Raw genomic sequence first — 12622 nt, forward strand, 5'->3', positions numbered from 1 at the left:
GACTGACTAACGATGGCTCTCCCTCCTTCGCTGACTAAAACAAAAGGCCCTTTCAAAGGTGGAATCCTGTATTCCGTCTTGCGCCTTGTTTTGGCTTGCGCGATGGGGATTTTCATCAGTCAGCTCAAACTCGATTCTTGGGAATCCATGCTCTACGACATGCGCATTCGCTTGTTGCCGGAGCCAGCTCCTTCGGGTCAGATCGAAATGATTTTGACCACATCGCGGACTGTAGAAACCCTCAAAGGGATTCCTACTGCGAAGGAGCAATTGGAACTCCTTAAGAACCTCGAGCGTGAAGAGCCTCTGGCGGTTCTTTACATTCAAAACCTCGGTGAGCTTGAAGGCAGTGCGGAAGATAAGAAAGCCTTCGCCGTTGAGGCATTGAAGCTCAACAACCTGTACATGGTCAGCCAGGATCTCGAGATGAAAGGCGAAGAAGGAAAACTCCGCTTGCCGGAACCTCTCGATACGATCGAGCTCTTCCCTGGCCCCCGCACAAGTGACGGCGACGTGCTTGCGCAGGATAAAGTGACTCGTCGTATGATGATTACTTATCAGGATCGTCAGATGATTCATCCGTTCATCGCAAGCCTCGTAAATCCGGAGATGTCTGAGAAGAAAAATATCCGTGGCTTGTTTGAGTTCTTTGACTCTGAACAGGTGTATATCAATTACCGCAAAGCCGGCACATATCCTATGACGACCTTTGAAGACGTCATGGATAAACGTTTTGAGCCGGGCCACTTTAAAAATAAAATCGTTCTGATCGGTAACGATCACGGCGGCTCCGTGCGTGACTACGTGAAGACGCCTTTCTCGAAGGACGCGAAGGCTATGACCCTCGTCGAACTTCACGCCAACATGCTTGATACTTTGATTCAAAATAAAGCGCCGATTCAGGCGACTCCTTGGTTGAACGTGCTTGTCACGATGCTGACTTCGATCATCACCGTTTACGTGCTCTTCACGATGAAGCCAATCCGAAGTCTTACGATTCTGGCGGCGACCGGCGGTGTTTTGCTCGTATTCAGTGCGATTGCCTTCTGGCCTGCGGGTTATTGGGTAAAAATGGCGCATCCATTCCTTGCAATTTTCTTATGCTATTACTTCTTTATCCCCTACCGTTTGATCATCGAGAATCGCCGTAGCTGGGAATACTTCCAGAAGAACAAATTGCTTTCTCAAGTTGAGGAATTAAAGGGCAATTTCATTTCGATGATGTCGCATGATTTGAAAACGCCGATTGCCCGCATTCAAGGCATGACCGATGTAATTCTCAAGGACCAACAGCCCTTGAGCACTCAGCAACGCGAAGCCGTGGATACGATCCGTCATTCTGGCGATGATCTTTTGAAGTTCATCAACGCGATTTTGAACTACGGGAAGATCGAAAGCCAAGGTGTTGAGCTTCACATGCAAAGTCGGGACGTTAATTCATTGCTGAAAGACGTCATCCATAAGCATGAGTTCTTGGCTAAGGTAAAACGTATTCCAATCAAGTTTGAATCCGAGCCACTGTTCCCGATCCAGGTGGATCCAGAGCTCATGAAGCAAGTGTTCTCAAATCTGATTGAGAACGCGATTAAGTACAGCCCTGAGGAATCTCAGGTGCATGTTCACAGCGAAGAGATCAACGGCAAAGTGATCGTTCGCGTCCAAGACAGCGGACCTGGAATTCCAGAGGACGAAGTGAACAATATTTTTATGAAGTTTTTTAGGAGCAAGAATGCGAAAAGTTCTCCGATTAAGGGATCGGGACTCGGTTTGTATCTTGCTAAATATTTTACAGAATTGCACCAAGGCAGACTCTTTGTTGAAAGTACCTATGGAAAAGGAAGTACTTTTACTGTAGAACTGCCTCTGGAACAGGGGAGGTCACATGCTTAGAGTTTTGGTGGTCGATGACGATCAGGGGTTAAGACTCTCAGTAAAAACAGCGCTCACTTCTTCGAATCGTTTCGAAGTTGAAGAAGCTTTTGACGGCTTGAATGCCATCGAAAAAGTAAAAGCACCTGAGAACTCAGGCGCGAAGAAATTCGATGTTGTTATTCTTGATGTCGATATGCCACGTGTTAACGGTCTGGAAGCTCTCAGACTGATCAAAGAACACGATCCAGGTATCATCGTATTGATGATCACGGCGCATGCAACTTTGGACCACGCGGTTCAAGCGGTTAAAGATGGTGCTTACAACTATCTTTCAAAGCCTGTTTCCGGCGATGAGCTTTTGGCTCTCGTGGATAAAGCGGTTTCTGCTCACACTATGATTTCAAACATCGCGGCGTCTGCGCCTGTGTTGGTTGAAGCAGGCCGTAAAATCATCGGCAATACACAGCAAATGCAAAAGGTATTCAACATCATCCATCGTTTGGCGAAGGTTGATACCCCTGTTTTGATTCGCGGTGCTTCTGGTTCTGGTAAAGAGCTCGTTGCTAAAGCAATTCACTACAACTCTGCTCGTAAAGACGAAAAGTTCGTAGCCATCAACTGTTCTGCAATCCCTGAGAACTTATTTGAGTCTGAACTCTTCGGTCACGAAAAAGGTTCTTTCACTGGCGCTGATCAGCGCAAAATTGGTAAATTCCAGTTTGCTGAAGGCGGAACATTATTCTTGGATGAAGTCGGCGATATGCCACTCATGATGCAAGTTAAGATCTTGCGCGTGCTTCAAGAGAAGATGTTCACTCCTGTAGGTTCTAACCGTGAGATTTCTACGAACGTAAGAATCGTGGCGGCGACCAACCGTCCTTTGGAAGACATGATCAAAGCCGGCACCTTCCGCGAAGACTTGTTCTATCGCTTGAACGTTGTACCTATATTCTTGCCTGCTTTGGCAGATCGCAAAGACGATATCGAAAACTTGATCAACATCTTCATCAAGAAGTTCAATGCGGCCCATGGCAAACGCATCTCTGGAGTTGCTCCAGACGCTTTGTCAGCGCTCAAAAAATACCAATGGCCGGGGAACATCCGTGAGTTGGAAAATGTGATCGAGCATGCTTTTGTTCTTGAGACGAACAACGTTATCACGTTGGCGTCACTCCCTGAGGCCGTTTTGGCCGCAGCGGGCGTTAACTTGATCGATGCATTGTCACAAACGACGACTGTTGACATAAAACCAGGGGTTTCCGTGTCTGCGGACCTCGGTGATGATGAAGATTTAGGCGTTGTTGATGGCGAAGACCTCGAGCTCGACAGCGAAGAAGGCGAAGTTGCAACTGTGTCTATTTCAGGTGGCAGTCTTGACTTCAATGCTCAAAAGGAAGCTTTCGAGAAAGAATTCATCATTAAGGCTCTGAAGACCTTCAAAGGCCGCATCAATCAAACGGCTTTGCATGCTAACATTCCGAAAAAGACCTTGCTCCGCAAGATCGAGAAATACGGGATTATTGCAAAGGACTACTCTAACTAATTGAGGGTCCAATACTGGGACTTTTAAAACCCGGTCGGGAACGATCGGGTTTTTTTATGCCCAAAAAGTATTCAACGTCTGACAAACCATTAACTAAATATTCATTAGCCCTTCACATAGTTTCTATGTACCGTTAAGTGGTCAAAAACCATAACAACAAGGATGGCTATTATGAAAACTCTATGGACACTATTGGGTGTGCTTCTTGTGTCTGCAAGCGCGCACGCGAATTCTCTAGGCTACGACTTCCGCGGTGACTGGCAAAGTATCGATTACAACGATAAGGCCGGTCTTCCTGATTACACTCGCTTCTATCTGAAAACGGGTCGTTTGTATTTCAAAGGCAATGTGAATGATCGCTTCAGCTACGATCTTCGCTGGGGCTTCTATAAGCCGGCAGTGGATACCGTGAGCACAACTTCTGGTGCACCATCAAATTCACGTCGTGACGGCTTAAACAGCTCGGTTGAGTACGCGAATATCACTGACAAAATGAGCGATATGTTTGCTTTAACTGTCGGTAAGTTTAACACAGAGATCGGTGGTTTCGAGGGAGCAACTTCCGGCGCGGACTTATACATGGTTTCTCCGTCATACGGACACTCAGCAGTGACGACTTTGGATGGAAAGAACTATGGTATCAACGAAAGTGGCACAAGAAATCTTCTCTATATGTCTGGTGCAAAAGGTGATTTGAGTTTTGGCGATCAACATCTTTACATCTTGGCTGTGAATAATATCTCTGACTCTTTGGAAGGCACAGCATTTAATCAAAATCGTGGCATGACTGGTTTGATCTGGAAAGGTGGCTTCATTGATAAGACTCTGACTGGTCTTTTGAGCTATCACACTGTGAATCCACAAAATGGCAACAAAGATGACAATCATCAGTTCATCTCTGCAGGTGTTAAATACGAAGATGCTACTTGGGTAGGCAGTCTCGAGTACAATACGACAACTTATAAAGATGGCGCTTCTGGCAACAAAGATTCCGTTTATTCTGCTATCGCGAAATTTGGCTACAAAATGGAAAGCTGGATCCCACGTTTAGAAGTCTTCACTTCTGAAGAAAAAACAGAGACTTTGGCAACAAACGGGACTAATAAATTCATGGGTTACGGTGCAATTCTTGAGTACAAACCAACTCCTGAAAACGTTCGTTACCACTTGGCTATAAACAGCATCACATCTAAACCATTTGCAACGGCAACTCGTACTGATGACGATCAAACTCGTATGGAAATTGTTTTGGGTGCACGTTTGTACGGCGACTTCTTGAAATAGTGGAAGCCTTGCCTAGCAAGGAAAAAATCAATGTTTTTCTAATAAGCCGGAGCAAAATCTCCGGCTTTTTTGTTGGTGTGTTTTTATCAAGAAAAATACCGGCAGTTATCGCGTTGTGTATAAAAATATATTTCCTAAATTTCGCGGTCATTGCCGGACTCGATAATTGACTGAGTATCGCAAGAACAATATCTTTCTGTCCCTCATGACAATGAATCCCCTACCGCCTCAGGCATACACCAAAGACACGCTGACAAAAGCCTACATGTGGCTCGTGCATCAGAGTGACGCTATCAAGGAGCTCGCAACGACTCCTGATATCTTGGTGAGCTTGTTTCTGAAGGCTCAACGCAACGGGGACGAAGCTCTGGATACTCCAAGCATCCAAAATTTCAAAAAAGAGCTTAAAAGTTTAGCAGGTATGATGGGCGAACTTGATGGCGGCAAGCCAGCGGGAGCCGTCTTTGCTCAACCTTTGCCACAAGCGGCTCCACAAATGGTTCAGCCGATGCATCAACCGCCTCCTCAGGCAGCACCGCAAGTTGTTGTACAACAGGCTAAACAGGTAAATATCCAGAATAATCACATGTCTATGGATCTTGCCGGACAGATGGATGCGAAGAGCCGCTCCATGATCGCAGAGGTTCGCGAGCAATTAAATTTGAGCTCAGACCTCGAAGTCATCCGCCTTTTGGTCTCTTTGGGTTATCACAAAGCTAAAAGCCTATACTCCTGAGAGCTTTTGACCGCCTGCTTCTAATCGCAAAACTCCAGTTAAATGGCTTAAATATTTGGCATTTTTCGAATATACTAGCGGCTTCAATTTGAGGAGGCCCTGGTGTCTAGCACACTTCCTGATTACAAATCCACAGTGCGATTACCACAAACAGATTTTCCTATGAAGGGAAACCTTCCCACGAAAGAACCAGAAATTCTGAAACAGTGGGACGATAAGAAAATCTATCAAAAGATGTCGACGAAAAACGCCGGCAAAAAACCTTTTGTGTTTCCGGATGGTCCTCCTTATGCCAACGGTTCAATTCACTTGGGTCATGCGCTCAATAAGAATTTGAAAGACATCATCGTTAAATACAAAAACATGAAGGGCTTCCCGACTGTTTTCATTCCAGGTTGGGACTGTCATGGTTTGCCAATCGAGCACAAAGTTTTAAAAGACTTGTCTGCGAAGAAAGTCACAAAAACTGATCAAGAGATCATGGCTCTTTGTCGTGCGGAAGCTCAACACTGGGTGGATCATCAACGCGTGCAATTCCGTCGCTTGGGGATCTTGGCTGATTGGGAAAATCCATATCTGACAATGTCTTCTGACTACGAAGCTGAAGAGGTTCGTGAGTTTGCTCGCGCCTTTCAAAAAGGTGATATCTATCGCGGCGAAAAACCGGTTTACTGGAACTGGACTTTGAAAACTGCTTTGGCGGAAGCCGAAGTGGAATATCACAACCACAAGAGTCCTTCGATCTACGTCAAGTTCAACATCACTGACAAAGCGACATTGGAAAAACTTGGCAACCCGAGCAAACCAACAAGCATGGTGATCTGGACGACGACTCCTTGGACGCTTCCGGCGAACTTGGGGATCTCTTTGCATCCTGAATTTGAGTACAGCGTTTTCGATGCTGGCTCTGAAAACTTTGTGATCGCAAAACCGCTCAAAGAATTCTTCGAGAAGGATACGGGCGTAACTTTGACTGAAGGCAAGATCGTTAAAGGTAAAGATCTTGAATTCGGTAAAGCTCGTCATCCGTTCATCGATCGCGATTCATTGATCATCTTGGGTGAGCACGTCACTGCGGATGCTGGTACTGGCGCGGTTCATACGGCTCCAGGACACGGCGTGGATGACTTTAACGTCGGTGCTCGTTACAAACTCGGTGTTTTGAATCCGGTGAACGATGCCGGTGCTTACACAGATGAAGTGCCTGAATTCCAGGGCATGAACATCTTTAAAGCAAATCCTTTGATCGTTGAGAAGTTGCGCAACTCGGGCCACTTGATCGCGATGAAAGAGATCGAGCATAGCTATCCTCACTGCTGGAGAACGAAGACGCCCTTAATTTACAGAACAACTCCGCAATGGTTTATGGGCTTGGATTTGGAATCTTCGCAAATCCGCAAGAAAACCATGAAAGAGATCGAAAAAATTCAGTTCATCCCTGAATGGGGCCGTGCTCGCTTCCAAGCCATGATGGAAAACCGTCCTGACTGGTGCGTGAGCCGTCAACGTATCTGGGGTGTGCCAATCCCGATCCTCAACTGTAAAGCAACGGGTGAACCGTATGCGAATTACGATGTGATGATGAAAGTCGCTGATATCATCGAAACACAAGGTGGTATCGAGGCTTACTATCGCGTTCCTGCGGATGAAATCGTGGGTACTACTTGGAAAAATTCTGAACAAGCGAAGAAAGATCCTAAGTTCGGCTCTGAAGGTTTCCGTCATGGCCGCGACATCTTGGACGTTTGGTTCGACTCTGGTATCTGCCACGCCGCTGTTCAAAAGCGCCGCCCTGGTATGGGTTTCCCAGCGGATATCTATCTTGAAGGCAGTGACCAGCATCGTGGCTGGTTCAATACTTCGATGCTGTCTTCAATGGCGACGAACGGACAAGCTCCTTATAAGGCGCTCTTAACTCACGGTTTCGTGGTGGATCCCCAAGGCCGTAAGCAAAGTAAGTCTTTGGGCAATCAAATCGATCCGAACGAAGTGTCGGCGAAGTCTGGTGCTGAGATCATCCGTCTTTGGACTGCCTATGAAGATTACGGTAAAGACGTCAGCTGCGGCAAAGAAGAACTCGATCGCGTGACTGAGACTTACCGTCGTATCCGCAACACGATGAGATTCCTGTTGGGTGCGGTGAATGACTTTGATCCTTCAAAAGACATGGTTCCGTATGAAAAACTCACGGCGATCGACCAATGGGCCTTGCATGAGCTTTATGAACTGACGGAGAAAGTGACTCAAGCGTATGACTCTTACGAGTTCTACAAAGTTTATCACTTGCTCAATAACTTCTTTACGGTGGACTTGTCCGCAACGTACTTGGACGTGTTGAAAGACCGCTTATACACTTGGAAAGCCGATGGCCTTCCTCGCCGCGGTTCTCAGACGGTGCTTTTCTTGATCACAGACTATCTTGTGCGCATGATGGCTCCGATCTTGTCGTTCCTATCTGAAGAAGTTTATGGCTACGTTAAAGGGAATAAAGCAGAGAGTGTTTTCTTGTTGGACTTCCCTGAAGCTCCGATGGAATGGAACAATCCTTCGCTAAACCAAAAGTTTACGGGCTTGCTGAAAGTTCGTGGCGATGTGCAGAAGGTTCTTGAAAACCTTCGCGCCCAGAAAGTTATCGGGGCCAGCCTCGAAGCTTCTGTCACGATCAAGGCTGAAGGCGATCTTTTAAAAGACTTGAAGAGCTTTAAGGATTTGCGTGAGTTCCTGATTGTCTCTAAAGTAGAAGTTGTCATGGGTTCTTACGAAGTTTTGGCTGAGAAGGCTCCTGGCGAAAAATGTGTGCGTTGCTGGACTTACTCGCCTGATATCAGTCAGGCTCCGGCGACCTTGGGTGTTTGTCCGAAATGTGTTGAGGCACTAACATGATGAAGAAGAAGTATTTGTACCTGGCTGTTATTACCGGACTCCTTGTAGCTGCTGATCAGCTCGTGAAAATGTATATCCATACACAGTTTCACTTGGGTGAATCTCTCGTGGTGATCCCGAACTTCTTTAACCTAACTTACGTGCGTAATTTCGGCGCGGCTTTCGGCTTTTTAGCTGAAAGTCACCCGACCTTCCGCGAAGCTTTCTTCTTGGCGATGCCGCCGATTGCATTGGTCATCATCTTGATGATCATGCGCGGAGTGAAAGACAACGATACCAAACAGATCGTCGCATTGTCTGCGATCTTTGGTGGTGCGATCGGTAACTATGTGGACCGCTTGCGTTTCCGTTATGTCATCGACTTCTTGGATTTCCACTTGAACAACAAATACAGCTGGCCGGCATTCAATATCGCCGACAGCGCGATTGTCTGCGGTGTGGGATTACTGCTCTTCATGATGCTCATGGAGACGCGGCAGAAAAAAGCTCAAGAGAGCGCAGCGAAGGCCTAAAACCTTCGCTTTTTTTATATCTTTCGCCGACTGAATTGGTGAGAAATCTTTTTAAACGAAGAAGTAATGGAAAGAGGGCTTATGCTCTTTACGGCCCGTTTCGATATTGAAAAGACTGATCACTTCGGTTTTGACGCCTTTTTTGACGTTGAAAATTGTGAGGTCTGAATTCTCGATAATTTGGTGGAGGCCGCGGCCGGCTCCACCTTTGTTGGCGTTGAGGGATCCCGCTTTGCCTTGGTAGCAGCTCTCTAAGTAGCTGATGATGATTTCTTTTGTGAGAGCGCCGAACGGGTCTTCAACTGATACGGCGATCATTGTGCCATCAAATGCGTAGCGGAGATTCGACTCTTGGCCTTTGACGAGATTCACTTCTGTTTTGCGTGGCAAGTGATTGAAGAGGGCCTGACCCTTGCCGTCTGTTGGCGCATCGTAGATTGCGTTCATCAACATTTCTTCGGCAACGAGATAGACTCGATCCAAAATAGACGAACGGATACCACTTTGTTTGAAATGAGCGACCATGTCGTCTTTGAGTCCTTCACGTTCTTTGCTGGCTTTTACGCACTTCAACTGAACGTCGGCTCCCCAAGAAAGATACTTTTCAATACCGAAGATGTTCTTATTAAGAACTTTCGTCAGAGTCGTCAAAAGACTGCGAACCGTAAAGCTGCGGTCTTCAGGATCACGGGACATGATATTGTCGACGAAAGGAAGACCCTTCATCGTCTCGATATTTTCAGTCACATTTGGATTCGTCAGTAATACCAGGTGAGGGCTTACTTTATCCTTATGGGCTTGAACGAGAATATCCAAGAAAGTCTCTTCGCAAAGAATCGCATCGTATTTGCGCTCTTTAACGAAGTTCTGAGCTTCTTCCTTATTATTCGCGATATCCAAACGGACGCCGGTTCCACCCACGGCCATACGAGCCACGACTTGCTGTTTTTTATCGGACTCAACAAGAAGGACGTGCTTATCGCCGACCTCTTGAAGATCTGCCTGCACACGTTGAAGTTCGCGGTTTGCGATCTCAAACAAGCGCGCTTTTTCGTTGGTCTTCATCAGACGCTCAACGAGAATCGAGGAGTAAAGGCGATAAAGAAGAGCATCAAAATGATCTTTGTCTTTAGGGTGGACGTGGTCAAAGTCTGAGGCTTGAACGGTGAAGCACTCCACATCGTCCGCCGCACGAACAGATGTCGTCGCCGGATTTTCGCTGATAACGCTCATTTCACCAATAACTTCGCCGACCTGGCCTAGTTCTGCGACGACTTCGCCTGATAGAATGATTTCAACTTTGCCCGAGCGGAGGAAATAAAGAGATTGATTCGGTTGGCCCTGACGGAGAATAAATTCGCCCTTTTTAAAAGATTTGCCAGTCATCATGGTAGATACTTGCAAAAGCAAATCTTCACTGAAGCTTTTGAAGAAAGCGAACTGTTTAATTTCTCGCGCAACTTCCGCGGGATGTAATCTCATAGAAATCATTATGAATTTTGATTTCTGGGTTGACTAGTTTGCACTTGAATAATTTTGGAATTGTTTGAAAATTAAGTCCTAGGTCCATCAAGGAGTAAATTTGTACCCTATTATCCACTTAGCCGAAGGTCTGGATATTCCGACCTACTTTCTGGTCATAAGTCTGGTCGTCTCTGCCGGACTTTTTTGGATTGTTCGCCGGAGCGAAGTCTACAGCCTTCCTAAGAAAAATGTTCTGGATTTGAGTTTGTTGCTCATGTTGTCTGCCTTATTGGGTGCGCGGGTTTTCCACGTCGTTTATGAGAATTTCGATTTTTATCGCCAGTATCCGGTTCGCATTTTCTATCTTTGGGAAGGCGGCTTCGTCTTTTACGGCGGCATGATCTTGGCTTTCATCGCAACCTTCACATATCTTCACTTCATTCATGCGCCCAAAAAAGGCGACTACTTCGATGCCTTTGCTCCGGTCTTGTCCTTCACTTATGGGTTTGGCCGTGTTGGCTGTTTCATGGCTGGTTGTTGTTACGGAAAAGACTGCGATCTTCCGTGGGCTGTCGATCATCGTCACCCGACGCAGCTTTATGCCACGTTCTGGGAAATCGGCGCGATTTTACTTTTACTAGGTCTTGAAAAAATCCCTCGCAACAAACGCCCAAAAATGCTCTCCCGCCCGGGGGACTTATTTATTCTTTGGATGTTCTTGCATGCAGTTGGCCGGATTTTGATGGAGCACTATCGTGAAGACTTCCGTGGAGAAGAGATTTTCGGACTTTCTGTCTCCACAGTCTTTAGCTTTGGTTTGTTACTTGTATCAGCGGCTCTCTTAGGCGGCTTTGCGCGACGCTGGATCGTTTCCGCCCAAAACAATGGTATTCAAAAGTAAAACAGCATTTTGCATCTGTTTCGCTTGGGCTGCGATTTCTTCCGCAGTTCCAGCGATCTCTTCAGATGAAGCCGCATTGGACTGCGAAGACTGATCCAAGTTATTCATGGCTTTATTGATCTGAACAATGCCGCCACTTTGCTCTTGGCTAGTGGTTGAGATCTCCTGATTTAAATCAGCGACCTTCTTAACGGAAACGACAATCTTAGAAAGAACTTCGCCCGAACGATCGGCAATCACTGTACCGTTTTCAATTTTACTGACGCTCTCTTTGATCAGACCGGTAATATCTTTTGCAGCTTCGGCGCTCTTGTGAGCCAAAGTTCTAACGGCCTCTGCGACGACGGCAAAGCCTTTTCCTTGCTCGCCAGCACGGGCGGCTTCCACAGAGGCATTCAAGGCCAGCAAGTTTGTTTGGAAAGCAATGTCTTCGATCACAGTAATAATCTCTTCGATCTTTTTAGAAGACGCTGAGATATCATGCATTGAAGAGATTAAAGAGTGGATTTCCTTTTCACCCTCTTGGGCTGAAGTGCTCGAAGTCTGTGACAACGCAGAGGCCTGGCTTGCATGATCTGATGCCATTTTAATCATGCTGGTCATTTCTTCGAGCGATGCAGCCGTTTCTTCTAAAGAAGCAGCGGTCTCGACTGACGCTTGAGATAAGCCACTCCCTGCTTCAGACAGCTGGTTGATTGCTTGAGAAATCTGCTGACCGGATTCTTCGAGAATCTTCGCGGTTCCGCCAATGGCTGACGAAAGGCGGTGCGCAATAATCGCCATGATTGTGAATAATAGTAAGCAAGAAATCGCGCCTACACCGATCATCATTTGCGTTACGCGCGCTGTGAGCTCCTTCTGCTTAACGTTTTTTTCAGCCGACATCGTTTGGTAGTACTTGATATTCTTTTCGATAGATTTACGCAGCTCGATCGACATCTTATGCCAAGGACCGTAATCAATCAAAGTCCGCGCTTGTGCTTGTGCCTCAGGAGTCTCAGTGCCCAGCTTTGTGATCATCTCCTGAGTCGTATCGATGAACTCTTTTTTGTGTGTAGCCACATAAGAATAGTTTTCTTTCTCCTGATCATCGAAAGAGCCCGACTCATACTTGGTTTGAACTTCTTTAAACTCATCGAAAGCTGCTTGTGCCTTGCCGAGGAACTCTTTTTTTCTTGTCGCGTCCGTTGAGCCAATCGCAGCCCAGCAGAAATAGCCGATGCTCGCACGGAGCGTTGTCATACGCCCGAGGTCATCCATTGCTGGAATTACATCCGAATAGGCGTCATTCAGCATATAACTGACTTCACCTAAGCCTTTATAAGAACCGCCAACGACAATAATGAAAGCAATAACAGGCAGGAATGCGGTGAACAACAATTTGCCTTTAAGACCACGAAACCAAGAAGCACTCGAAATGTTCATTT

At 46.4% G+C, this 12622-nt stretch carries 9 protein-coding genes; 7 read left to right on the plus strand and 2 right to left on the minus strand.

What is annotated here, in order from left to right; genetic code table 11:
- The first annotated feature begins 12 nt into the window (after positions 1–12).
- From JSU04_14235 to lspA, 6 genes are all read left to right on the plus strand, one after another.
- Positions 13–1890 carry a CHASE2 domain-containing protein gene (locus tag JSU04_14235; GenBank protein MBS1971464.1) on the plus strand — a complete coding sequence of 626 codons (1878 nt, stop codon included), beginning with the start codon at positions 13–15 and terminating at the stop codon, positions 1888–1890.
- Positions 1883–3415, plus strand: a complete 1533-nt coding sequence (locus JSU04_14240) for a sigma-54-dependent Fis family transcriptional regulator (protein MBS1971465.1) — start codon at positions 1883–1885, stop codon at positions 3413–3415. Before JSU04_14235 ends, JSU04_14240 begins: the two co-directional genes overlap by 8 nt.
- Before the next feature lie 171 nt (positions 3416–3586).
- On the plus strand, positions 3587–4699 hold the full coding sequence (locus JSU04_14245; GenBank protein MBS1971466.1) for a hypothetical protein: 1113 nt from the start codon (positions 3587–3589) through the stop codon (positions 4697–4699).
- 205 nt (positions 4700–4904) lie between these two features.
- Positions 4905–5435 carry a hypothetical protein gene (locus tag JSU04_14250; protein MBS1971467.1) on the plus strand — a complete coding sequence of 177 codons (531 nt, stop codon included), beginning with the start codon at positions 4905–4907 and terminating at the stop codon, positions 5433–5435.
- A gap of 102 nt (positions 5436–5537) precedes the next feature.
- Entirely contained in the window at positions 5538–8318 is a 2781-nt protein-coding gene (ileS, locus tag JSU04_14255; GenBank protein MBS1971468.1) for an isoleucine--tRNA ligase, read from the plus strand.
- On the plus strand, positions 8318–8830 hold the full coding sequence (gene lspA, locus JSU04_14260) for a signal peptidase II (protein ID MBS1971469.1): 513 nt from the start codon (positions 8318–8320) through the stop codon (positions 8828–8830). The genes ileS and lspA overlap by 1 nt, the downstream gene beginning before the upstream one ends.
- Positions 8831–8881: 51 nt before the next feature.
- Here the strand turns inward: lspA and JSU04_14265 are convergent, their stop codons facing one another.
- Positions 8882–10312 carry a cyclic nucleotide-binding domain-containing protein gene (locus JSU04_14265; GenBank protein MBS1971470.1) on the minus strand — a complete coding sequence of 477 codons (1431 nt, stop codon included), beginning with the start codon at positions 10310–10312 and terminating at the stop codon, positions 8882–8884.
- 100 nt (positions 10313–10412) lie between these two features.
- Between JSU04_14265 and JSU04_14270 the strand changes: the two genes are divergently transcribed.
- Complete coding sequence (locus tag JSU04_14270; protein ID MBS1971471.1) at positions 10413–11195, plus strand: prolipoprotein diacylglyceryl transferase; 783 nt, start codon at positions 10413–10415, stop codon at positions 11193–11195.
- On the opposite strand, the gene JSU04_14275 is transcribed toward JSU04_14270, so the two are convergent.
- Complete coding sequence (locus JSU04_14275; protein ID MBS1971472.1) at positions 11136–12620, minus strand: MCP four helix bundle domain-containing protein; 1485 nt, start codon at positions 12618–12620, stop codon at positions 11136–11138. The genes JSU04_14270 and JSU04_14275 overlap by 60 nt on opposite strands.
- Positions 12621–12622: the final 2 nt, after the last annotated feature.

The sequence above is a fragment of the Bdellovibrionales bacterium genome (assembly GCA_018266295.1).
Taxonomy (GTDB): Bacteria; Bdellovibrionota; Bdellovibrionia; order Bdellovibrionales; family Bdellovibrionaceae; genus JACMRP01.